This window comes from Sorangium sp. So ce426, assembly GCF_051475585.1.
In the GTDB taxonomy this organism is placed as follows: Bacteria; Myxococcota_A; Polyangia; order Polyangiales; family Polyangiaceae; genus Sorangium; species Sorangium cellulosum_B.
The window spans coordinates 4,022,954-4,046,137 of the sequence record NZ_CP150341.1 but is presented as its reverse complement, the minus strand read 5'-3'; the positions used below and the strand labels follow the sequence as shown (position 1 = coordinate 4,046,137).

Here is a 23,184-nt window from a genome sequence, read left to right as displayed (position 1 = left end):
GACTGCCGGCTCGAACCGCGCCGGGGTCGTGGTAGCGTCCCGCCCATGCAGCTTGCCGTCGTGGGAACAGGGTATGTCGGCCTCGTCGCCGGCGCGGGGTTCGCGGATTTCGGGAATGACGTGGCGTGCGTCGACGTGTCCGCTGCCAAGATCGAGATGCTGAAGCGCGGAGAGGTGCCGATCTACGAGCCCGGCCTCGACGTGCTGATCGCGAAGAACACCCGCGACGGCAGGCTCCGGTTCTCCACCGACGTCGCCGGCGCCATCCGCGACGCCGAGATCGTCTTCATCGCCGTCGGTACGCCCCAGGCGGACGACGGCTCCGCCGACCTCTCCGCCGTCGAGGCCGTCGGCGAGACGATCGGCAAGAATCTGAACAATTTCAAGGTGATCGCCACGAAGAGCACCGTCCCCGTCGGCACGGCGGACCGGCTCCGGCAGATCATCGGCGCGAACGCCACCCAGCCGTTCGCTGTCGCGTCGAACCCGGAGTTTCTCAAGGAGGGTGACGCGGTCAACGACTTCATGAAGCCCGACCGCGTGATCATCGGCTCGGACGACCCGAAGGCGCGCGAGATCCTGCGCCACCTCTACAACCCGTTCGTGCGGGCGAGCGACCGCATCCAGCTCATGGATGCGCGCTCGGCCGAGCTCACCAAGTACGCCGCCAACGCGCTGCTCGCGTCGCGCATCTCGTTCATGAACGACCTGGCCGTGCTCGCGGAGAAGCTGGGCGCGGACATCGAGCTCGTGCGCAAGGGGGTCGGGGCCGACCCGCGCATCGGCACGAAGTTCCTGTTCGCCGGCCCGGGGTTCGGCGGGTCGTGCTTCCCCAAGGACCTCTCGGCCATCCTCTACACCGCGGGCTCTGTCGGGCACGATCTGGAGATCGTCCGGGCGACCGAGCGGATCAACGCGCGGCAGAAGCAGCTGCTCGCCAGCAAGGTGAGCGCCCACTTCGACGGCGCGCTGAAGGGGAAGACGATCGCGGTCTGGGGGCTCGCGTTCAAGCCGCAGACGGACGACATCCGCGAGGCGCCGGCGCTCACGCTCATCGACGCGCTGCTCGAGGCGGGCGCGACGGTCCAGGCGCACGACCCGCAGGCGATGCCGAACGTGCGCGCCATCTACGGGAGCCGCATCCTCCTGAGCGACGGCATGTACGGCGCGGCCGAGGGCGCGGACGCGCTGGTCGTCGTCACCGAGTGGCACGAGTACCGGCGCCCGGACTTCCACCGGCTGAAGCGCATCCTGAGCTCCCCGACGCTCTTCGACGGGCGCAACATCTGGGAGCCGGACGAGCTCCGCGGCATGGGGTTCGCTTACACGGGCATCGGCAGGAAGTAGCGCGCCACCGGCGTGGCGTGGCGTGGCGCGGCACGCCGCCGACGTGGCGCGCCGCGCCCTCAGGCGTCGTCGTGGCCCGGCGGCGGCGCCTGGCGGCGGGTGCTGGGCGCTTCCTCGCCGACATACCGCGGCAAGCTCACGGGCGTGTGGTTGCGGTTGCCCGGCAGCTCCTCGCCGAGGTGCCGCGTCCCGTTCGCGGGCGTGTGCCGCCGGCTGCTCGGCGGCTCCTCGCCGAGGTGGCGCGCGGCCATCGGCGTCGGCATCGACATCCGCCGGCTGCTCGGCGGCTCCTCGCCTGTATGCCGGTCCCAGCGCCGCTCGAGCATCTTCCGATCGACGCCGATGAGCCGCGCCGCGGCCGCCTTGTTGCCGCCGCAGCTCTCGATCGCGTGGTGCAGGACGGCGCGCTCGATCACGCGGAGCTTCGATCCAAGCCGCTCGGGCAGCGCGAGCAGGGCGCGCGCCAGCCGGTCGATCTCCGCGGTGGCGTCCACGACCGGCCGCTCGCGCGCGAGCTCCTCGAGCGTGGGGACGTCGATGAGATCGTCGTCCGCGAGCAGCCCCAGCCGCTCGACGACGTTCCGGAGCTCGCGCACGTTGCCGGGCCAGGGCCGCCGGACCAGCCACGCGATCGCGTCGTCGGTGTAACGCAGCTTGCGCGGGAGCTCCGCGCTGAACGCGAGCAGGAGCTCGATGAGATCGGCGTCGCGCTCGGCCAGCGACGGGACGTGCACCGTGACGACGTTGAGCCTGTAGAAGAGGTCCTCCCGGAAGCGCCCCTCGCTGATGCGCTTCTCCAGGTCGACGTGGGTCGCGGCGAGGAGGCGGGCGCGCAGCGGGATCTCCGACTCGGCGCCGAGGGGGCGGAAGCGGCGATCCTCGACGACGCGGAGGAGCTTCGCCTGGAGCTCGCCGGGCATCTCGGCGATCTCGTCGAGCAGGATGGTGCCCGCGCCCGCGAGCTCGAGCTGGCCGCGCATGCGCTTCTCGGCGCCGGTGAAGGCGCCGCGCTCGTGCCCGAAGATGAGCGACTCGATGAGCGTCCCCGGAAGCGCCGAGCAGTTGACCGCGATGAACGGCTCGCCGCGGCGCGAGCTCATCTCGTGCAGCGCGCGGGCGACCATCTCCTTGCCGCTGCCGGTCTCGCCGCGGATGAGCACCGTCTTGCTCGACTCGGCGACCCGCTCGATGATGCGGCGGACGCGCTCCATCCCCGCGGACGAGCCGAGGAGCGCCTTCGTGCCGAACGTGCGGTCGACCCGCTCGCGGAGCCGCACCACCTCGCCCTTCAGGAGCAGCCGCTCGCGCTGCCCCTCGATGATCGGCAGGAGCATCTCCGGGCAGAGCTCGTCCTTCAGCACGTAGTCCTGCGCGCCGAGCCGCATGGCCTCCCGGATCTCGGAGAGCTCGCTGACCGACGTGACCATCAGCGCCGGCGTGCTCCGCCCCGAGGCCCGCACGCGCCGCAGGATCTCCAGGCCGCCGCGGTCGCGCGGATCGTCCGACAGGCGCACGTCGAGGAGCAGGAGGTCCGGCGCGCTCCGCTCCACGACCGCCATCGCGTCGTCCAGGCCGACCGCCTCCAGCACCTCGACCTCGTCGAGCGCGGCCAGGATCTGCCGCAGCGTGCGGCGGCCGCTCCGCTGATCATCGACGATCAGGATCTTCACGCGACCTCGTCCTCCGCGGTCATGGAGACGTCGGCGGCGGGGATCGAGATAACGAACCGCGTCGTGCCGTCGCGCCGCTCCGGCTCGATCAACCACCCGTGGGCCCGGACGATGCGGTGCGTGATGGCGAGCCCGAGCCCGGTCCCGCGGGGCTTCGTCGTGTACCAGGGCGCGAAGAGGCGCGACGCGTCCCCGGAGATGCCGGGCCCCGTGTCCCACACGACGAGCTCGGCGCCGCTCTCGGTGGTCTCCCAGACGACCCCGATCGTCCCCTTGTCGCCGGCCGCGTCGAGGCCGTTCGAGAGGAGGTTGACGAGCACCTGCGTGGCCTGATCGGGATCGCAGCGGAGCCTCGATCCAGCGCTCACGCGCGCCTCGATCCGCCGCTTGCCGAGCTGATCGCGCAGGAGCATCTCCGCCCGGCTGACGAGCTCCTCGACCGCGAGGCGGCGGCGCTCGAGCTTCCTGTGCGTCACCCGGCGCAGCCCCATCACGAGGCGCTCGAGGCGCTCGACCTCCTCGCAGCCGATGTCGACCTCCTCGGCGTCCAGGCTCTGGTTCTTCGATCCGCGCTTGAACACGGAGCGGAAGAAGTTGATCGGGTAGCGCACCTCGTGGGTGATCTCGGCCGCGAGCGTCTCGATGAGCGCCGCGCGCTCGTCGCGCCACGCGGCGGCCTGCTCCCGCCGCCGCCGCTCCAGCTCCGCGTAGCTGTGGGCGTGCGCCATGGCGAGCGCGGCCTGGTTGCCGATCGTGCGGAGCAGGTCGAGATCCTCGCTGGTGAACAGGGCGCCGCCGCGCTTCTTGCCCACCTCGAGGACGCCGAGCAGCCGGCCGCGGAACATGACGGTCAGCGAGAGCTCGCTTGCGCTCGCGCTCGCGCTCGCGCTCGCCTGGGAGGGCTCGACCTCGATGATCCGCTCGCCGCTCGACTCGTCCGCCCCCGGCGCCGGCTCGCCGGGCGCGGCGCCGGCGCTGCCCGCGCCCGCGCCGTCGGCCGCGTCGACCGCGATGCGGCGGAAGGTGACCCGCTCGCAGGAGAGCCAGCGCGCCACCGTGCGCTCGACCGCGAAGGCGACCTCGTCGGGATCGGCGACGAGCGTCAGCTCCTCGCTGAGCTGCTCGACGGTGGGCTTGTACTCCGCGCGCGCCGGGAAGAGCTTCCGATCGCCGGCGCCGAGCGCGAACACGACGAGCGCCGCGCTGACGACGGCGGCCGGCGCCGCGACCTTGATCGCGCCGAGCAGCGGGAGGCCCGCGTACCCCGCGCACGCGGAGCAGAGGATCACCGTGAGCGCGACCATCATGCAGGCGATGATGAGGCGCGTGAGCGGGCGCGACAGGAGCGCGCGGCTCCCCCAGAGGTCGTAGCGGATGAACGCGACGACGCTCGAGACGGGCGTGAGGGCGAGCGCGGGGATCGCGAACCACGCGAGCGTCGACGCCGGGGCGCCGAGCATGGCGAGCATGAAGCCGAGGGCGATCACCACGTGCGGCGGCGCCATCGCGACGAGCAGCGCGCGCAGCGTGCGGCGGCGATCGCCCTCCGCCGCGGCGAAGCGGAGGATCAGCGTGGTCGCGAAGAAGAAGAACGACGCCACGAACAGGATCGCGCAGACGCTCCGGAGCGCGACGGTGGTCCAGCCCATGGCGTGCGAGGCGAGCAGGGCGGCGGCGAGCAGGCCGCCGAGCCCGTGCGCGATCCGCGCGAAGACGGGGTAGCGCGCGATGAGCGGGGCGTCGTCCGGCAGCCGCAGCGCCAGCGTGAAGAAGCTCATCGGGACGAGCGCGTAGGCGACGTGGAAGAACGGGACGAGGTGGCGCGAGCTGTGGTAGTCGAACAGCGCGAACTGGAAGAGCGCGGCGAACAGCGCGGCGCCCGCGAAGGCGCGGGCGAGCTTGCCGTGGGGGCTCGCGCTGAGGGCGATGAGCGCGGCGCCCACGTAGAGCGAGGCGACGACCATCAGCCCGCCGGCGTAGAACCACCAGGCGAGCGCGTCGAAGGGGACGAGGGAGAGCTCGACGTCGCGCAGCCCCTCCGCCGTCTCGACGCGGGCGTGCACCGAGCGGCGCCCCTCGCGCGCCGCCCGCTCGACCGCGGCGTCCCAGGCGCCGGCGCGGTAGCGCCCCTCGGTGCTCTCGAGGCGCCAGCCGTCGACCTCGACGACGCGATCCGGGTACCGGAGGCCCTTCTGGAAGCCCTCCCAGGACGGCAGGCCCACGCTCGAGACAACGCCGTCCGGATCGACGAGCACGCCGGGGAACGGGCGCTCGTACCAGCCCAGAGCGCTCCTCATCCCCGAGCCGCCCAGCACGAGCGCCGCGAGGACGACCACCGCGAGGAGCCAACGGCGATTCTCGATAGCTGGCATCGGGAGAGCCGACGGCGCGCAAATTGCGCCGCCAGCCACCCACGATACGCTGGAACTCCGGGTGAACCAACGGGGCTCGCGCGCCGGACGGGGCGCAACAGGCCCGTCACCCGCGATCCCGGCGCCCCGGCGGCGCTACTACGCAATTATCATTACGTTTTCCCTTGGAGATGAGAGCGGGATCACCCCGCGGCCGGACGGCAGCGCGCTCAGGCGGCGCCCTCGTGCGCGTCGCCGTCCGAGGCGTCCGCGAACACGACGTCCGCCAGCGCTCCGAAGCGCGACTCGACGTCGGCGACGGCGGCGGCGTCGGTCGCCGATCGCTCGAGCCGGTCGAGCAGGGCGGTGAGCTCGTCCCGCACGCGCGGCGAGGGCGGCGGCGCCGCGCGGCTCGCGGCAAGGGCGCGGACGAGGAGCGAGAGCTGCCGCAGCACGGCGCCAGCGCCGTGGGCGCGCAGGCGCCGCGGGTCGCCCGCGGTGAGGCGGGCGTGGCGCACGAGCGCGCAGACGCCGTGGCAGAGGCTCGGGTCGGCGAGCAGCGCCCGGACCGCCCAGCGCGCGAGGCGGCGCGAGTACAGGCGGCGGGCGAGCGGGCCCTTGGCGCGGGCGTCGTGCCAGATGCGCGCGGCGCCGTCCTCGCCGACGGACACCAGCGCGAGCGCGATGGGATCTCCGGCGGCGAGGCAGGCTCGACCGGCGTCGATGCGGCCGTAGCCGTGCTTGGCGTTGTGGCCGTCGCGATCGCGCCCGTCGGGGAGCACGTCCCACGCGTCGGCGATCGGCTCGGCCGACGCGGGCGCCGCGGGGGGCACCGGGGCGAGCGTGCGCATCACGAGGGCGTCGAGCTCGGGCAGGCGGAGCGACGGGTTCTGCGACAGGACGAGGAGCAGCGAGCCCGCGGCGATGGCCGAGGCCCCGCTCGACTCGGCGTGGCAGAGCCGCTCGAGCGCGGGGGTCGCGCCGGACGCGGACGGCAGCGGGCAGGTGATGTCGTCGCCCGGCGCGAGCCACCGCACCGCCGGGCCGCGGTTGGCGAAGGGGCGGCTGCGCCCCCGCCGGTCCCGCCAGAGGAACCACCCGTCGCCGCGGGCGGCCGGGCCGACGCAGAACACGCGCGGGTCGCTCGCGGGCTCGCCGAACCCGAGCGAGAAGCTCGCGTGCAGCGACTCGGGAGGGCTCGAGGCCTCGCGGCCCGTGGGGAACACGACAGGGCAGCCCCGGCCGCGGCGCCCGAGGCGGGCGGCGAACTCGAGCGCGTCGTCCAGCATGGGCGTCGTCGAGCCCTCGACGTACGCGGCGCACACCACGACGTCGGCGCCGTCGCTGACCGCCCGGACGATCGCGACCGGCAGGGCGAGGACGCACGATCCAGGCTTCGGGATCAGGTAGAGCCGGGGCGACGCGTCCGGCGCGACGCCGCGGAACCCGCCGGGGCGACGGCCCCCCACGGCCCACGCGACCATGAACGCGCCGTGCGCCTGGCTGCGCGGCGGCTGCTCCATCATGACGAGCACCTCGCGCTCGAGGCCGAGCTCGTCGGCCGTCCACGCGTCGTCGTCGATGACCCCGAGGCGCGTCCCGGCGCCGCCCCCGCAGCGGCGGCGATCGACCCTGATCCCGCCGCCCTCGTCGCGCAGGAACCAGCGGCCGGGGGTGACGGGCTCATCCTCGACCGACGCGCGGCGCGCGGTCCACCCTTCCGGGCGCGCCGCGGCGCCGGCGGCGGCGTCGAAGCGCGGGGCGACGGCGGCGCTCGGGCGACGGGCCGACGCGACGTAGCGCACCGGCAGCGCCGCGGCCGAGAGCGCCGCGGCGACGTCGGCGCGCCGCCCGGGGTCGGGGGACCGGACGCGGAGCCAGAAGATGGGCGTCCGTTCGATGACGCGCTCGACCACGACGCCGGACCAGCGCGCCCCGAGCGCGGCGGCGACCGCGTCGGGCGCGACGGGGCACCGCGAGGCGACGACGACGTCGAGGGGACCATCGTCGTCGTCGCCGGCGGCGGTGGGGACCGGGGCGTAGCCGAAGTCCCACGGCGGGCGCCGCGGGCGCGCCCTGGGCGTCGCGGACGACGCGGGGGGCGGCGCGCTCTTGCGACCGGGCGCCGGACGCGCGCGCGCGGACCCCTCCTCCGGAGGGCCCGCCCCCCCTCGCGCGGCCGCGCCGCGGCCGCGGCTCATGCCAGCACGGCCTTGGCCCAGGCGTTGAGCGCGTGGGCGCGGTTGGCGAAGCCGGGGCTCTCGGCCTCGCACCGCGCGAGCTCCTGCGCTTGCCCCTCCCTCCCCTCCGCCCAGGCCGCGACGCGGCGACCGCCGAGCACCGCGGCGCGCCGCCGCGCGGCGCGGAAGCACCGGCGCTCGCCGTCGAGCATCGCCGCGAGGACGCCGGACTCGAGGACCATCCGGCGGACGGGGAGCAAGGACGAGGGCGCGTCCGGGATCGGCGGCTCGCCCTGCGCCTTCGGCGTCACCGCGATCCCCCAGGGCGGCGTGCCGAGCGGTCCGTACGCGACCGCGCCGCGGTGGCGCGGCTCCGAGGCGCGCTCCCGATCGCGCTCCTCGGCCCGGGGCTCTCCGTGCGCGCGCGATCGCAGCTCCGAGGCCAGGACGACGGCCCAGGCGCCGCCTCGCTGGTAGTCGTCCTGCCAGTCCATGACGTCGTCGTGGAGCTGCAGCCCGAGCCACACCGACGACAGCAGCCGCGCGAGCACCTCGCGCCGCTCGGCCGTCCAGCCGGCGGCGTGCGCGAGGGCGATCGACGCCGGGAAGCCGACGCTCTGCTTGCCGAGGGAGAGCGCGTAATAGCGGCTGAAGCCGGCGGGCCCGCCGCTCGCGAGGAGGCTGCGCTCGGTCTCGATGGCGAACAGCGTCGCGTCGTCCGCGCGCGCGAAGTCGATGGCCGGGTCGTCGACCCCTGGCGCGACGCGGCGGAGCGCCTCGTCGCGCGCCCGCCGAGCGTGCGCCAGGATGGCCTCGAGCTGCCAGGTCGGGCGGACCTGCTTGTCCTTGATGCGATCGGTGCCGAACGCCTCGATGACGGCGAGCAGGTGCGCGAGGAGCGCGTCCTGCACCGTGGCCCCGCGCACGCCCGGCATGGCCTCCGCGAGCAGCGCGGGCGCGGCCAGCGTGATCTCGTTGCTGAACACGGCGCTCCAGGGCACGTCGCGCGACGGCGACAGGCCGAGCGTGTAGGCCAGCCCCTGCGCGTCGGCGTGCAGCATCCCGGGGAGCGTCCGCCAGAACGCCTTGTAGAGCTCGTCCACCCACAGGGCGTCATCCATGCGCGGGCACCTCCCTCGCCCGGCGCGGCGCGCCGGGCTCGGCGCTCGCGGTGCGCGGCGCGCTCCGGGCGCCGGTAGATGGCAACGGGGCAGAGCCGCGCCGGTGAGACGTACGCCGATGGCGGGATAGCCCCGCCTGTCGCCTGCGCCGCAGCATCAATAGACGTTCGACTCCTTCCAGGGCGACAGGCACACGTTGAAGCGCTCCTCGACCACGATCGCGCGCCACTGGAGCACCTGGGAGGCGCTCAGCCCATCGAAGAAGCCGCCGATCCAGGAGCGGATGCGGCCGTTGAGCTGCGCGCGGATCCTGGCCGCGTCCACCGGCTCCTCATCTGCCTCGGGCGCGACGACGTAGAGGGCGAGCAGCTGCTTGAACTCGTCGAAGTGCTCCTGGTTTCGGAGCAGGGAGATGTAGAGCGCGCGCAGCTGTGCGTGCGGGTCGATCGAATTCACCGTTTGCATGGGCCTCCGCCGCCGGTCCACCGCCGGCGTCGGACGGCACATTGCACGTCACGGGCCGCTGTGAGCCAGCGTGTAAGCCATTGAAATTACTCGATCGCCAGCGGCGGCCGGAGCGGGTCGATACCCGAAACCGACCATCATCTGCCCGAATCCGACCGCTCCGCTCGACGCGATGTCGCCTTTCCACGGAGGTGGACATAGACGTGTCCAGCGCTGCACGTGCCCGACTCGACACAAGCCGGGATCGCAAAAGACGCACCGGCGCAGGCCGTTCATTTCATGCGTAGCCGAATCGAGCCGTGGAGCTGGATCATTTCCCGCCGCCGAAGCTCGGGCTGCCGCCCCCGCTCGGAATGAAAATGATGCCGCCGCCGCCGCCCCCACCGCAGTCGCTGAGCGCGATGAGGATGAGGAGGACGACGATCAGGACGACGACGATGACGACGACCCTGCCGGCTCCGGCGCCCGTCCCATCGCCGAACGAGGGGCTCGGCGGGGGTGGCAGGTGGAAGGCGGCGGCGAGCTCCTTCCCTGGCAGCGGTGAGCAGAACGACACGCTCACCTCGGTCGGGGCCTGCTCGATGCTGACCTTGCCGCCCTCGCCCTGGTACTCCGTGGCCTGCACGGCCTCGCCGATCTCGACCTTCCAGTAGAACTCGCCGATGACGTATTCCACCTCGGCGTGGACGCTCTGCTTGAGCGCATACGTCCGCCCTTGATAGCTCGCCGTCGAGCCCATCGGCTGGACCTCGCCGGGCGAGAGAGGCGTCACGAGCTGCCACGCGCCGTCCTCTTCCATGAGCCACAGGTAGCCAACGCTCGGTCCGCCGTAGAGCAGGTACTCGCGCCAGCGGTAACGCTCGCCCTCCACGGTGCAGCCCCGGATGACGAAGCCGATGCAGAGCACGCGCATGCCGCGGAGCTGGCCCTCGGCGCCGAGCGGGACGTACGGCTCCATGGGCGGCCTGGGGACCTGGCCGAGCGCGACGAGCGCGCCCTTCGTGAGGTCGCTCGCAGTACCGCAGTACCGGCAGACGATGCGCTCCGTGGTGCCGGGCGCGGCGAGCGGCAGGTTGCCGCCGCAGTTCGGGCACACGACGGCCGACACCTGCGCCGTGGGCTGGTCCACAGGGGCCCCGGTGTCGAGCTTCAGGATGGCCGGGTCGATCTGCCGGCCCAGGTAGAGCTTGGGCGGGATCGTCCGCCCGTCGCCGTAGTCGAGCGTCCCGAACTCGCCCCTCGGCCCCGCGATGTCGACGAAGCCCGTCACCACGCCGGGCGCGGCGACGTAGGGCATCTCTCCTTCGGCCGAGATCACGCGCCGGCGGCCGACCTCGACGACGGTGAACATGCCGTGCCCATCGAGGTGGACACGGCCGCCCGGCTGGAGGGAGCTCCACGGCGGCAGCCCGTTCAGCGGGAGCGGCGCCTCGGTGGTGGCGTACCAGCGCCCCTGGGCGAACGCGACCCACGTCCAGCGGCCGCTGGCCGGGAACGCGATGAAGATCTCCTGCCAGGGCGCGCCCGGCGCGCTGGCCCGATCGAGCTGGACGCGGCCGTCGACCACGAACGGCTCGTTGCCCCAGCGCCCGGTGACGCCGAGCTGGAGGGGCGTGGGAATCTCGACCAGGTCGGCGACGCGCCCGACGGCGCGGAGGTCCCGATCGGTGCGCGCGACGACGAATTTGCAGTGCTTGCACACCTGCGCCATCGCGCCCGCGAAGCGAAACGTGATCGGCGCGCCGCAGGAGGGGCACGCGGCTGCTCGGTCGAAGGGCGTGCTCACGCGAGCACCATACTAGAAGCCTCGACGACGAAAGAGGAAGCGTTTCAGGTGCGCCGGCGAGCCCGAACAGGCTGTGGTCCAGCGCGAGCGGTGCTAGGACCGCGCCGATGCCGGCCACCGAGGAGAGCCCTGCGGGAGCTCGGGGCGCCCCTCCCGGGGACGCCCTGGCGCCCTTCGCCGCGGCGCAGCCGCTGCCCCGGCTCGTGCACCCGGCGCTCCTCGCGAGCGTGTTCGTCATCGCCACGTCGGGGCTGGTCTACGAGCTCATCACCGGCACGCTCGCGAGCTACGTCCTCGGCGACTCGGTGACGCAGTTCAGCTTCGTCATCGGTCTTTACCTGTTCGCGATGGGGATCGGCTCGTACCTCTCCCAGTACATCGAGAGCCGGCTCCTCGAGCGCTTCGTCGAGATCGAGCTCGGCCTGGCGCTCGTCGGGGGGCTCTCCGCGCCGATGCTCTTCCGGGTCTACACCGCGCTCGGGTCGTTCCGCGCGCTGCTCTACTCGCTCGTGCTGCTCATCGGGATGCTCGTGGGGCTCGAGATCCCGCTGCTCATCCGGCTGCTCAACTTCTCGCTGGATCTCAAGCGGCTCGTCGCGCGCGTGCTCACGCTCGACTACATCGGCGCGCTGGCCGCGAGCCTGCTCTTCCCCTCGCTCCTGCTGCCGCGCCTCGGGATCCACCAGACGAGCCTGTTCTTCGGCGTGCTCAACGCGGCCGTCGCGCTCACGAGCACGTTCCTGTTCCCGCTCGATCGCGCCGTCGTCGTCCGGCTGCGGGCGCTCTGCCTGATCGTGATCGCCGCGCTCGGGGTCGCCTTCGCGCTCGTCTCGCGGTTCGTCGAGCGCTCGGAGGCGCTCTATTTCGGGGCGCCCATCGTCTACGCGGCGCAGTCGCCGTACCAGCGCCTCGTCATCACGAGGAGCCCGCGCACGACGCGCCTCTTCCTCAACGGCAACCTCCAGTTCTCGTCGGACGACGAGCACCGGTACCACGAGGTGCTCGTGCACCCGGCCGTCGCCGCGCTGGGGCGGGAGCCGCGGCGCGCGCTGATCCTCGGCGGCGGCGACGGGCTCGCCGCGCGCGAGCTGCTCCGTTACCCGTCGGTCGAGCAGATCCTGCTCGTCGACCTCGACGGCGCGGTCACCGGCGCCTTCCGCGATCTGCCGCTCGCCGCGGACCTGAACCAGGGCTCGCTGCGCGACCCGCGCGTGGCCGTCCGCAACGAGGACGCGTTCAAGTACCTCGAGGAGTCGACCGAGTCGTTCGATCTCGCGATCGTCGACTTCCCCGATCCCGGCAACTACGCCGTCGGCAAGCTGTACACGGACGCCTTCTATCACCTGCTCCGGCAGCGGCTCTCCGTGCGCGGGCTCGCCGTCGTCCAGGCGACGTCGCCCCACTACGCGCGCGAGTCGTTCTGGAGCGTCGTGACGACGCTCGAGGCGGCCGGCTTCAAGACCGCGCCGCTCCACGTCTACGTGCCGAGCTTCGGCGAGTGGGGCTTCATCCTGGCGGGCGGCGAGGGGCTCGCTGCGCCGGGCGCCCTCCGGATCGATCCGTCGAGGCTCCGCTACCTCGACTCGAGCGGCCTGCCGGAGCTCTTCCGGTTCCCCCGCGATCTCGGCCGCGTCGAGGCGCCGATCAACCGGCTGAACGACCAGAAGCTCGTCTCCGTGTACACGCGCGAGTGGGCCGAGTGGACCCGGTGATCCGGTGAACCGCCGCGGCTTCCTGAGCTCCGTGGCCGCGGGCTGGGTCGTGCACGCGGCCTCGCCGGGGCGCGCGCCGCTCGCCGGCGAGATCGTCGGCGCGGCCCACGGCGCGGGCCACCTGCTCCGCGGCGGCCCGCGGCGAGCGGCGAGCGGCCCCGCCGAGCGCGCGGACGTCGTGATCGTCGGCGGCGGGGTGAGCGGGCTCTCGGCCGCGTGGCGGCTCGCCGGCGCCGGGCTCGATCTGCGCGTCCTCGAGCTCGAGCCGCGGCCGGGCGGCACGAGCGCGTGGGGCGACGACGGCGTCGTGCCGTACCCGTGGGGCGCGCACTACCTCGCCGCGCCGAACGTCGAGGCCCGCGCGACGCTGCGGCTGCTCGAGCAGATGGGCGTCGTCACCGGGTGGGACGCGGCGGGGCGCCCCGCGTTCGATCCGCGGCGGCTGTGCCACGCGCCGGGCGAGCGGCTGTTCTACGAGGGCGCTTGGCACACCGGCCTCGCGCCGGTCGACGCGCTCTCGAGCGAGGCGCTGGACGAGCTCGAGAGGTTCCACGCGCTCGAGGAGGAGCTCACGGAGCTCACCGGCAGCGACGGGCGCCCGGCGTTCCAGATCCCGCTCGATCGCTCCTCGCGCGACCCCGGGCTCCTCCGGCTCGACCGGATGAGCATGGCGGCGTGGCTAGATCGCGAGGGGTACCGCACGCCGTTCGTGCGCTGGTACGTGCGCTACGCGATGCTCGACGACTTCGGCGGCGAGCCCGAGGAGATCTCGGCCTGGGCGGGGCTGCACTACTTCGCGGGGCGCAAGGCGCGCGCGCCCGAGCTCGCGGGCAGCCGCTACCTCGTCTGGCCCGAGGGCAACGGCCGGCTCGTGAAGGCGCTGATCGAGCGCGCGGCGCCGCGCGTGTCGCTCGGCGCGCTCGTCACGTCGGTGCGCCCGCAGCCGAGCGGCCGCGTCGAGATCGACTACGTCGACGTGCAGCGCGGCGAGGCGCGCCGCGTCGAGGCCCGCGCGGCGATCCTCGCGGCGCCGGCGTTCGTCGTGCGCCGGATCTTCGCGGGGAGCGCGGCGGGCGAGCTGCCGGAGCGGGTCGCGTCGGCGTGGCTCGTGGCGAACCTCCACGTCGAGCGGCCCATCGATCCCAACCACGCGTGGGATTCCGTCCTCTACGGCGCGGAGGGGCTCGGCTACGTCGACGCGCGCCACCAGCTCACCGATCTCGCGGCGGCGACGACGCAGCGGTCGCGCCTCGCGACGCCGCTGCAGCGCACCGTGCTGACGTACTACCGCGCCTTCGGCGGGCCGGACGTCGCCGCCGCGCGCGCGGCGCTGCTCCGCGCGCCGTGGGCGTCGCTCGCCGACGGCGTGCTGCGCGATCTCGCGCCGGCGCACCCGCACCTGCGCGACGACGTCGAGCGGATGGACGTCATGATCTGGGGGCACGCGATGCCGCGCCCGCGCCCCGGCTTCCTCGGCCCGCGGCCGTTCGAGCCGCGCTGCGCGCTGTCCGAGCGCGTCGCCTGGGCCCACGTCGATCAGCCGGGGATGGCGCTCTTCGAGGAGGCGCACGCGTGCGGCGTGCGCGCCGCCGAGGCGATCGCGGCCTCGGCGGGGATCGCGATCGGCGAGAGCTGGCTCTGAGCTCGAGCGCCCGTCGCCTCGCCGCGCGCCGCGCGGCGGGGAGCCCCACGTCCTCCCCCATCTTTCAAGAGCAAAGTGCTTCCGGCGAGCGAGCACCTCCGGAAGGGTCCTCTACCCCTGCCGCCGGCCGCTTCCAGCGGCCATGGAGCGGCCGCTGTGGGAGATCCAGCCCAGGATTTCAGCTTTGCCCTCGCCTTGAACTTGCGCTGCCCCCCTGCTCCGCGTCTACTCTCTGCCCATGTTGCGGACCCGGTTTGCCGGGATGACGGATACCGGGCTCCTCCGGGACCACAATGAGGACAACCTCCTCGTCAGCGAGGAGTACCGTGTCGTGGCCGTGGCGGATGGAATGGGCGGACACCGCTCGGGCGACGTTGCGAGCCAGCTTGCCGTGAGCACCCTCTCGGACTTCTTGTCCGTGACGGTCGGGAGGGACGCCACCTGGCCCTTCCCAGCCGATCCGAACCTGACCGAGGAGGAGAACTACGTCGTCACCGGCCTCAGGCTGGCGAACCGGCGCATCTTCGATCGCTCGCTGAAGACGCTCGCCGACTTCGGCATGGGCACGACGGTCGTGGCGGCGATGTTCTCCAAGGACGCCGAGCACGTGACGGTGGGTCACGTCGGGGACAGCCGCTGCTATCGCCTGCGCGACAGCCAGATCACGCAGCTCACCCGTGACCACTCGCTCGTCAGCGACGCGGCGCACATGGCGCCGTGGATGACCGAGGAGGAGGTCCGGCAGCTGCCGGCCAACGTCATCACGCGCGCGCTCGGCATCCGCGAGGACGTCCTCGTCGATCTCGTGACGGACGAGACGCGGCACGGTGACGTGTACCTCCTCTGCTCGGACGGCCTGTCCGGGCTGGTGAGCGACGATCAGATCCTCGAGCTCGTGATGTCCAGCGGCTCGCTGGACGCTGCGTGCAAGGCGCTCATCGATCGGGCGAACTACTTCGGCGGCACCGACAACATCACGGTCGTCCTCGCCCGCGTCGAAGAGGTGCCCGACGGCAAGCGCCCCTTCAACGACGAGCCCACCCAGGAAAGCCGCTAGCCCGCGCGCCGCGCCGCTCGGTCGCGTCGCGCCCGAGCTCCCGACGCCGCCGCCGCGCAGGCCTCCCCTCCTGGGCCGTTCGCTCTCGCCCGGGGCAGCGAGCGCTCCCCCTCGGGCCGGGCAGCTCGGCGCCACGATCCCGTCGAGCGCAGCGCCACCATCACCCGCGCACGCACGACGCCCCGGGCGCCCCGCGCCGATGCGTCGGCGATGCGGCGGCTACAGGACGAAGTGATCCATGAGCTGAAGGACCTCCAGGTTCAGCCCCTTCAGCGCGGCGCACTCCCGCTCCACCTCGGCCTGGAAGACCGGCTTGATGTGGTAGAGCATCGTCGGAAGATCCCTCGGCGCGCGGAACTTCTGGAGCTCGAGGGCGAGCGTCTGCGGCGTGTGGTGGCCGCTCACCGTCGCGAGGCGCTGCTCCCGGTTGGGGAAGCTGACCTCCATCAGCAGGGCGCGGAGGTCCTGCTGCTGGTTCAGCACCTCCCACAGCCGCTCCGTGGGCCCGGTGTCGCCGCTGTACGCGATCGCGCCGCCGTCGCCTTCGATCACGAACGCCGACGCGTCGATCGTGTGCGTGACGTGGACCGCGCGCACGAGCCGCCCGGCGACCGGCGTGGGGCGCTCCGGCTTGAGCTCGAGGTACTGGATGGTCGGCTGCCCGGCGCTCGGGATCACCGCGAAATCGGGCCAGAGCACGTTGTTGAAGAAGTGCTTCTTGAGCGTGCGCAGCGTCTCGCGCGTGCCCGCGATCACGAGCGGCGGGCACCCGAGCTGACAACGGTTGTCCGCGATCGTGGCCAGGTCGCGGATGTGATCGAGGTGCGCGTGGCTCACCAGGCACGCCTCGAGCCGCGCCTGGTCCTTCACCTCGAGCCCGCTGGTCAGCGAGCCGGCGTCGATCGCGAGGATGTCGTCCACGACGAACGCGCACGTGCGATGCCTGGGGGTCTCCCCGCCGTGGCAGCCGATGACACGCAGCTCCACTGGTTCAGCTCTCTCCGCCGAACTTCTGCGGCATGTCCAGGAACTCGATGAACTCCCGGAACCTGCGCATGTCGGTCACCATGATCGCCGCGGGTGCAGGCGGCCCGTACGAGAGGAGCTTCAGCCGGCGGAGCCGCTTCATCACCTCGTCCACCGTCTCTTGCTCGACGTCGACCTCACGCGCGATGTCCTCGGGGGACGAGCGGACGCGTATGCCTTCGGGCGTCTCCTCCCCGAAGGCCTCGGCGTGGCGCGCGAGCGCCAGCATCACGCGCGCCTTCGGGTCACGGTGCATGAGGATCTCGACGAGCGAGTTCGCCGCGTCGAGCCGCTTCGCCAGCTTCTTGAGGAGGCGGAGCGCTATCTCGACGTCGCGCTGCAGCATGACCCCGAGCTTCCGCGCGTCGATCACGAGGCAGCGGGACGGCTCGCTCACGGTGGCCGTCGCGTTCCGGGGCTTGCCGTTCAAGATCGCCATCTCGCCGACGAACTCGCCGGGCCCGAGCACCGCGAGCACCTTGTCCTCGCCGGCGACCGACTTCGTGATCCGCACGGCGCCCGACTGGATGACGAACATGACGTCGCCGGAGTCCCCCTCACGAAAGAGCACGTCGCCCGGCACGTACTCGCGGCCATAGCGGGCGAACGACGACTCCGACATTGCCCTGGAGTCTAGCGCCCCACGTGACCGCGGGTCAAAAACCCGGGCAAGAGCGCTGGCGCTCACAAAACGCGAAGGGCCCCCCAAGCCAGCATGCTTTGGAGGACCCCTCGGCCCGCTTCGTCGGGGCAGCGCGCTCGGCGGGCCGGCGCCGCGCGGAGGCGGCGGCAGCCCGAGAGCGGCGCGGACAGGCGATCAACCCATGTCGAAGTCGCCCATGCCGCCCATGCCGCCCATGCCGCCCATGCCGCCCATACCCCCCATGCCGCCCATGCCGCCGGGAGCCCCGCCGGCCGCCGCCTTCTCCTTCTTGGGCTTCTCGGCGACGAGGGCCTCGGTCGTGAGCATCAGCGCGGCGACGCTGGCCGCGTTGGAGATCGCGTGCCGCACGACCTTGGCCGGATCGATGACGCCGCCGGCGAGCAGGTCCTCGTACGAGTCGGTCGCGGCGTTGTAGCCGAAGGTCGGCGCGCCCGACCGGACCTTCTCCGCGACCACCGTCCCGTCGACCCCCGCGTTCTGGGCGATCTGGCGGAGCGGCGCCTCCACGGCGCGGCGCACGAGCCGCACGCCGACGTCGCGCTCGTCGTTGAACTTGAGCGACTCCAGCGAGGCGGCCGCCCGGAAGAGGGCCACGCCGCCGCCGACCACGATGCCTTCCTCGACGGCCGCGCGGGTCGCGTGCAGGGCGTCCTCGACGCGCGCCTTCTTCTCCTTCATCTCGACCTCGGTCGCCGCGCCGACCTTCACCACCGCGACGCCGCCGGCGAGCTTCGCGAGCCGCTCCTGGAGCTTCTCGCGATCGTAGTCGCTCGTCGTGTCCGCGATCTGCTTGCGGATCGCCTCGATGCGGCCCTTGATGGCGGTCTTGTCGCCCTGGCCGTCGACGATGACCGTGTTGTCCTTGTCGATCTCGACCCGCTTGGCCGTCCCGAGGTCGCGCAGCGTGGCGCTCTCGAGCTTCTGGCCGAGATCCTCCATGAACGGCGTCGCGCCCGTGAGGATGGCGATGTCCTTCAGCATGTCCTTGCGGCGATCGCCGAAGCCGGGCGCCTTCACGGCGGCGACCTTGATCGTGCCGCGCAGCTTGTTCACGACGAGCGTGGCGAGCGCCTCACCCTCGACGTCCTCGGAGAGGATGAGCAGCTCGCGCCCCTGCTTCACCACCTGCTCGAGCAGCGGCAGGAGGTCGGCCATGGCCGAGATCTTCTTCTCGTGCACGAGGATGAGCGGGTTCGTGAGCACCGCGGTCATCTTCTCGGGGTCGGTCACGAAGTAGGGCGAGAGGTAGCCGCGGTCGAACTGCATGCCGTCGACGGTCTCGAGCTCCGTCGTCATGCGCTTGTTCTCCTCGACCGTGATCACGCCCTCCTTGCCGACCTTCTCCATGGCGTCGGCGAGGATCTGGCCGATCTCCTTGTCGCCGTTGGCGCTGACCGTGGCGACCTGGGCGATCTGGTCCTTGTCCTTGGTCGGCTTGGCGGCCTTCTGCACGGCCTCGATGACCTTCGCGACCGCCGCGTCGATGCCGCGCTTCAGATCCATCGGGTTGTGGCCGGCCTCGACGAGCTTGAGGCCCTCGCCGAAGATCGCCTGCGCCAGCACCGTCGCCGTCGTCGTGCCGTCGCCGGCCTTGTCGCTGGTCTTCGAGGCGACCTCGCGCACCATCTGGGCGCCCATGTTCTCGAGCTTGCCGGCGAGCTCGACCTCCTTGGCGACCGTGACGCCGTCCTTCGTCACGACCGGGGAGCCCCAGCTCTTCTCGATGACGACGTTCCGCCCCTTCGGCCCGAGGGTCACCTTGACCGCATCGGCGAGCGTGTTCACGCCCTTCAGGATCGCGGCGCGGGCGCCGCGGCTAAAAACGATCTGCTTCGCAGCCATCTCTCAATCCCCTCGCGGCCGCGCGGCCGCGTGTACTAACGCTTGCGTTCGGTTGCCTCGGACCTGGTTCAGGAGGCGGACTCGGTCACGGCGAGCACGTCGTCCTCGCGGATGAGCACGTGCTCCTCGCCGTCGAGCTTCACCTCGGTGCCGCTGTACTTGCCGAACAGCACCTTGTCCCCGACCTTCACATCGAGCGGGCGAACCTTGCCGTCCTTCAGGACCTTGCCGTTGCCCACCGCGACGACGCGCCCCTCGATCGGCTTCTCCTTCGCGGCGTCGGGGATGATGATGCCCCCCTTGGTCTTCGTCTCGCTCTCGACGCGCTTGACGACAATCCGATCCTGCAGCGGCCTGATTTTCATGCTGGCTCCCTCGTCCTCGGCTTGTTGACTGACCATCGGCTCGCCGGAGGTCCCGTTCGCCCCCCGCTGGGGCGTTCCGCCCGCGCGACACGAGCTAAGTGCCCGAGATCGCAGTCTCTTGGCACTCTCCTAGGCCGGTGGCTAAACCGCGGCCGAAAGTAAATCAGTCACCCGGCGCGTCAAGGGCACGCAGCAGGGAGCGGCGACTTTTCCGGGGCTCCGGGGCCAAGCGTCCCGAACGGCGAAGCTGAAATGTCTGGAAAAACGACGGCGAGCGTCGCGACATCGTGGAGGCTCCTCAGGGATGAGCCCCCTCTGACAGCGCGGAGACAACCTGGACGGATCATGGAGAGAGCGCGAACGACAGCAGCGCGACGAGCGACGAGCGACGAGCGACGAGCGACGAGCGACGAGCGACGAGAACGGACGGCATGCAACGAGGGCGGAGCGGGTTGAGCGAGGAGTTGGGCAGGGCGAGGCGCCTCGCTCCCCCGCGGAGCGCTCGAAACACGCGAAAGTTGGGCGATTTTTGGCGGCGAGCATTTTTGTTCGGCGGGCCCGATTTTGATCGCTTGACAATCCAGGTAGCCCGAGTAGATTCCGCGGCCCGTGGCGCTGATGAACACGGCGCTGACCCCTTGGGGGATCGTCTAACGGCAGGACGCAAGATTCTGGCTCTTGCTATCAAGGTTCGAATCCTTGTCCCCCAGCCAGGCCGCTCAGCTCTGCTGTCGGTCTTTTCCACAGAACAAGGTCCCATCGTCTAGCGGTTAGGACATCGGCCTCTCACGCCGGTAACGCGGGTTCGATTCCCGCTGGGATCGCCACTTCACCCCAGTCGCCTCGTTTCCTGCTGCTTCCGTCCCATGTCGTGCGTCGAGCACGACGCGAAGCGCAGCGTCATCGACGAGCGCGAGCGCGCAGATTCCGCCGGCGCCTCGCGGGCGAGGCGCCGCCCTGTGTCCTGTGGCTCCTCGGCCAGGACGGCGGCGCTTTCTCCTCGCGCCCGTGCTGTCAGCCTGAGCCGCGGCGGCCGTCCGCCGGCCGCCGGGGCTTCTCGGGGGGCACCGCCGACGCGACGAGGAACCCTTCGGCGCGGTGCGGGGCGAGCCCGCAACGCGCGTTCATGCGCTTGGCGATCTCGTCGCCGGCCCTGACGAGCGCGTAGAACCACCGGATCCCGAAGCGATCGTGCCCTTCCCGGAGCGCCGCCGCCTGCAGGGGGGCCCCGAGCCCCCGCCCGCGGTGGTCCTCGCGCAGCGAGGTGCAGATCGGCATGGCCGTCCACGAGGGCGCCTCGCCCACGTCGGAGATCCAGAGCGGCGGGGCGCCCAGCAGCCCGAGCTGCGCGAGCGCCTCGCGCCCGCCGATCTCGGCAGGCTGCGGCCGCGTCATGACACACAGGGTGGCGCAGCCGATCAGCGCCCCCGCGCCGTCGCGCAGCGCGAGCGTCAAGGAGCGCCCCTCGCCGCCGCGCAGGGTCCACCCCGGGAGCGGCGCGTGGCCGCTCTCGGCCTGAAGCTCCTGGATCGCGCGGATCGACGCCTCGTCGTCGTCCGGCGACACCCTGGACAGGCGCAGACCCGGGGGGAATGTGCGAAACCGGCTGAGCCCCTGCACGGCGGCGCGCACCTCGCCGGCCGGGGCGCCCATCACCGAGAGGTCCTCGTCCACGGAGAGCCCCGCCTGGCGCAGCGACGCGGAGAGCGCAGCGAGCTCCGGCCGGGGGGCGTGCAGGATCACGCGCTCGAAGCAGCGCACGAGCGCCTCGCGCCGCTCCGGCGGCGTCCGCTGGGCGTGCAGCAGGATCAGCGAGCGACCGTCGGTGGTGATGCCGTCCTGCTCGCCGATCCAGTCGCGGGCGGCGTACAGGATCCGCTGAGCACGGTAGTCCGCGGCTTCACCGAAACAACCCGGTCCGTCCGCAGGACCGGGGCCGCGCTGCTGCGGGGCGTCGTCGCGATCGAGGTCGAAGGCAAGCATCATGGCGGCATCCCTCCTGTCGAGAAGCAACGGCGGCTTCCACGCATGGCGGCCCCTCGAGGAGCCACCACCCGGCGCGGGACGCCCGCGCCCAGCGCACGAGCGAGCCCCTGCCGCGCCGCGCAGGTCCACCGGCGAGATGGCCTGACGCGGCGGTGCGCGAATGCGGGAGGACTCCGCTCCACCAGCGGCTGTCCAGCCCGCGTGTCGAGACTTCAACTTATCCCTGCTCGGCGATCGCGCAAGCGGCGACATGCCATGATCCGGGCAGCGCCAGAGCCGGGACACGCACGCTCATGCATGCTTACAAGCAACCGGAATCACTGATGAATCAGGCCAACATCCACCGTCGACCTCAAGGCACATCGCCGCCCGACGGGGCCGCGACATGGACATAGAACGACCTAGCCTGGAGAGACCCATCGCCCCGGGCACCCGGGCGTCGGGGGCGGACCGGCGAGACGCGTCGGACGCGTCGGACGCGTCGGACGAGCGCGCTCGCTCGCAGTGCCTTCGGCGGTTGAGGACGATCGCGCGCCCTGGTAGGTTGGCGTCCAGTATTGCGCGATGACCACCGCCCTTGTCACCGACCCCGACGACGACGCGCCCGTGACGCCCCGCCCGTTCCTCAAATGGGCGGGCGGCAAGGGGCAGCTTCTCCGACAGTTCCAGCCGCTCCTCCCCGCGTCCTACGGGCGCTACTTCGAGCCCTTCATGGGAGGGGCCGCGCTCTTCTTCTGCCTGCAGCCGAAGCGCGCGACGCTGACGGACGTCAACGCCGAGCTCATCGACTGCTACCGGGCGGTGCGCGATCGGGTCGACGAGGTGATCGCCGCGCTGGGCAGCCACACCTACGAGGAGGCGCACTACTACAAGGTTCGTGACGTCGATCCCGCCTCGCTCACGCTGCCCGAGCGCGCCGCGCGGACCATCTTCCTGAACAAGACGGGGTTCAACGGGCTCTACCGGGTCAACAGCGCCGGCCGCTTCAACGTGCCTTTCGGCCGCTACGTCAAGCCGGCCATCTGCAACCCGCCCCAGCTGCGGGCCTGCTCGGCGGCGCTGCAGGGCGTCGAGATCGAGGTCCGCGACTTCGAGCGCGTGCTCGACCACGCCCAGGAAGGCGACTTCGTGTACCTGGACCCGCCGTACTCGCCGGTCTCGTCGACCGCGAACTTCACGTCCTACAGCGCGCGCGGCTTCGGCTTCCACGACCAGGAGCGCCTCGCCGCCCTCTTCGCGGAGCTCGACGGGCGAGGCGTCCAGGTGATGCTCTCGAACTCCGATGTTCCGGAGATCCCGCCGCTCTACAAGCGGTTCAAGATCGACCGCGTCGCGGCGCTCCGGAGCATCAACGCGAAGAGCGACGCCAGAGGCCGCGTGGGGGAGATCGTGATCCGGAACTACGGGGCCAGGCGGAGCCGCAAGGCGGCGCCCGCAGACAAGGCGGGCTGAGCCCGGCGCCGCCGCGCGGCGCGCGGCTCAATCGACGGTCTTCCCCTCGCGCTTCCCCGGATCGGGGGCCGCGCGCTCCTCGGCGTACGCCATCGCCACCTCGATCTCCTCGTGGATCTCGCGCGAGGTGACCTTGTTCCCCGAGGGATCGACGGCCTCCCACACGAAGCCGCGGACCTCACCCGGGCGCTCGGGTATCCAGCGGACCCGCAAGGTCCAGCCGTGCAACTCGGCCGTATAACCACCTTCCTCGTGATCCCGCTGCCATGCAGAGACGGTCGGGTGCTTCACCATCGCGATGTCTCCGCCGCAGAAGGCCGAGAGGACAGAAGAACTGTTCCCGAATGGCCGCGCTCCCCCCCCGAGCAACGCCGCCGTCCGGGAACACGGGGAAGATAGCAGGCGCCCGGCGCGCGGCGATCAGGCAGGCGTGTGTTCCTCATGCGGGTGCACCTTACCCGAATCCCAGCGCGCGCCGAAAGGTCCTCCCCTTCCGATGGGGCCGTCGGCGCGAGCAG

Annotated in this window: 17 protein-coding genes and 2 tRNA genes; 7 read left to right on the top strand and 12 right to left on the bottom strand. The window is 72.2% G+C overall.

What is annotated here, in order from left to right; all coding sequences use genetic code 11:
• Positions 1-45 precede the first annotated feature (45 nt).
• Positions 46-1,347 (top strand): UDP-glucose dehydrogenase family protein, encoded by a 1,302-nt coding sequence (locus tag WMF44_RS15170; RefSeq protein ID WP_437299827.1) that lies wholly within the window; start codon positions 46-48, stop codon positions 1,345-1,347.
• Positions 1,348-1,406: 59 nt separating this feature from the next.
• On the opposite strand, the gene WMF44_RS15165 is transcribed toward WMF44_RS15170, so the two are convergent.
• From WMF44_RS15165 to WMF44_RS15140, 6 genes are all read right to left on the bottom strand, one after another.
• Positions 1,407-3,017, bottom strand: a complete 1,611-nt coding sequence (locus tag WMF44_RS15165; RefSeq protein ID WP_437299826.1) for a sigma-54-dependent transcriptional regulator — start codon at positions 3,015-3,017, stop codon at positions 1,407-1,409.
• Positions 3,014-5,389 carry an ATP-binding protein gene (locus WMF44_RS15160; RefSeq protein WP_437299825.1) on the bottom strand — a complete coding sequence of 792 codons (2,376 nt, stop codon included), beginning with the start codon at positions 5,387-5,389 and terminating at the stop codon, positions 3,014-3,016. The genes WMF44_RS15165 and WMF44_RS15160 overlap by 4 nt, the downstream gene beginning before the upstream one ends.
• Before the next feature lie 209 nt (positions 5,390-5,598).
• Positions 5,599-7,569, bottom strand: a complete 1,971-nt coding sequence (locus WMF44_RS15155) for a S8/S53 family peptidase (protein WP_437299824.1) — start codon at positions 7,567-7,569, stop codon at positions 5,599-5,601.
• A complete protein-coding gene (locus WMF44_RS15150; RefSeq protein WP_437299823.1) occupies positions 7,566-8,669 on the bottom strand; it encodes a hypothetical protein in 1,104 nt (367 codons plus the stop codon). The genes WMF44_RS15155 and WMF44_RS15150 overlap by 4 nt, the downstream gene beginning before the upstream one ends.
• A gap of 156 nt (positions 8,670-8,825) precedes the next feature.
• Entirely contained in the window at positions 8,826-9,134 is a 309-nt protein-coding gene (locus WMF44_RS15145; protein ID WP_157906673.1) for a hypothetical protein, read from the bottom strand.
• A 310-nt stretch (positions 9,135-9,444) separates the two neighbouring features.
• Entirely contained in the window at positions 9,445-10,920 is a 1,476-nt protein-coding gene (locus WMF44_RS15140) for a DUF4178 domain-containing protein (protein ID WP_437299822.1), read from the bottom strand.
• A 107-nt stretch (positions 10,921-11,027) separates the two neighbouring features.
• Here WMF44_RS15140 and WMF44_RS15135 point away from each other — a divergent pair, with 107 nt between their 5' ends.
• The 3 genes from WMF44_RS15135 (at position 11,028) to WMF44_RS15125 (ending at position 15,331) form a co-directional block, all read left to right on the top strand.
• Positions 11,028-12,632, top strand: a complete 1,605-nt coding sequence (locus tag WMF44_RS15135; RefSeq protein ID WP_437299821.1) for a polyamine aminopropyltransferase — start codon at positions 11,028-11,030, stop codon at positions 12,630-12,632.
• Between the two features lie 4 nt (positions 12,633-12,636).
• Positions 12,637-14,274: an FAD-dependent oxidoreductase gene (locus WMF44_RS15130; RefSeq protein WP_437299820.1), complete on the top strand. Its 1,638-nt coding sequence runs from the start codon at positions 12,637-12,639 to the stop codon at positions 14,272-14,274.
• Positions 14,275-14,512: 238 nt separating this feature from the next.
• The gene (locus tag WMF44_RS15125; protein ID WP_437299819.1) at positions 14,513-15,331 is read left to right on the top strand and encodes a PP2C family protein-serine/threonine phosphatase; all 819 of its coding nucleotides are present in this window, start codon (positions 14,513-14,515) and stop codon (positions 15,329-15,331) included.
• 219 nt (positions 15,332-15,550) lie between these two features.
• On the opposite strand, the gene WMF44_RS15120 is transcribed toward WMF44_RS15125, so the two are convergent.
• From WMF44_RS15120 to groES, 4 genes are all read right to left on the bottom strand, one after another.
• Positions 15,551-16,318, bottom strand: a complete 768-nt coding sequence (locus WMF44_RS15120; protein ID WP_012235415.1) for an MBL fold metallo-hydrolase — start codon at positions 16,316-16,318, stop codon at positions 15,551-15,553.
• Positions 16,319-16,322: 4 nt separating this feature from the next.
• The gene (locus tag WMF44_RS15115) at positions 16,323-16,979 is read right to left on the bottom strand and encodes a Crp/Fnr family transcriptional regulator (RefSeq protein ID WP_437299818.1); all 657 of its coding nucleotides are present in this window, start codon (positions 16,977-16,979) and stop codon (positions 16,323-16,325) included.
• A gap of 195 nt (positions 16,980-17,174) precedes the next feature.
• Positions 17,175-18,863: a chaperonin GroEL gene (gene groL, locus WMF44_RS15110; RefSeq protein ID WP_437299817.1), complete on the bottom strand. Its 1,689-nt coding sequence runs from the start codon at positions 18,861-18,863 to the stop codon at positions 17,175-17,177.
• Positions 18,864-18,931: 68 nt separating this feature from the next.
• Positions 18,932-19,228, bottom strand: a complete 297-nt coding sequence (gene groES / locus WMF44_RS15105) for a co-chaperone GroES (protein ID WP_012235412.1) — start codon at positions 19,226-19,228, stop codon at positions 18,932-18,934.
• A gap of 639 nt (positions 19,229-19,867) precedes the next feature.
• On the opposite strand from groES, the gene WMF44_RS15100 reads away from it, so the two are divergent.
• Both WMF44_RS15100 and WMF44_RS15095 read left to right on the top strand, forming a co-directional pair.
• Positions 19,868-19,941 (top strand) — tRNA-Gln (locus tag WMF44_RS15100).
• Between the two features lie 39 nt (positions 19,942-19,980).
• A tRNA-Glu gene (locus tag WMF44_RS15095) sits at positions 19,981-20,055 on the top strand.
• 187 nt (positions 20,056-20,242) lie between these two features.
• Here WMF44_RS15095 and WMF44_RS15090 read toward each other — a convergent pair.
• A complete protein-coding gene (locus WMF44_RS15090) occupies positions 20,243-21,214 on the bottom strand; it encodes a hypothetical protein (protein WP_437299816.1) in 972 nt (323 codons plus the stop codon).
• 564 nt (positions 21,215-21,778) lie between these two features.
• On the opposite strand from WMF44_RS15090, the gene WMF44_RS15085 reads away from it, so the two are divergent.
• A complete protein-coding gene (locus WMF44_RS15085; RefSeq protein ID WP_437299815.1) occupies positions 21,779-22,666 on the top strand; it encodes a DNA adenine methylase in 888 nt (295 codons plus the stop codon).
• Between the two features lie 27 nt (positions 22,667-22,693).
• Here WMF44_RS15085 and WMF44_RS15080 read toward each other — a convergent pair whose 3' ends face one another.
• Positions 22,694-22,960, bottom strand: coding sequence for a hypothetical protein (locus WMF44_RS15080; RefSeq protein ID WP_437299814.1), 267 nt, complete (start codon positions 22,958-22,960; stop codon positions 22,694-22,696).
• Between the last annotated feature and the right edge of the window lie 224 nt (positions 22,961-23,184).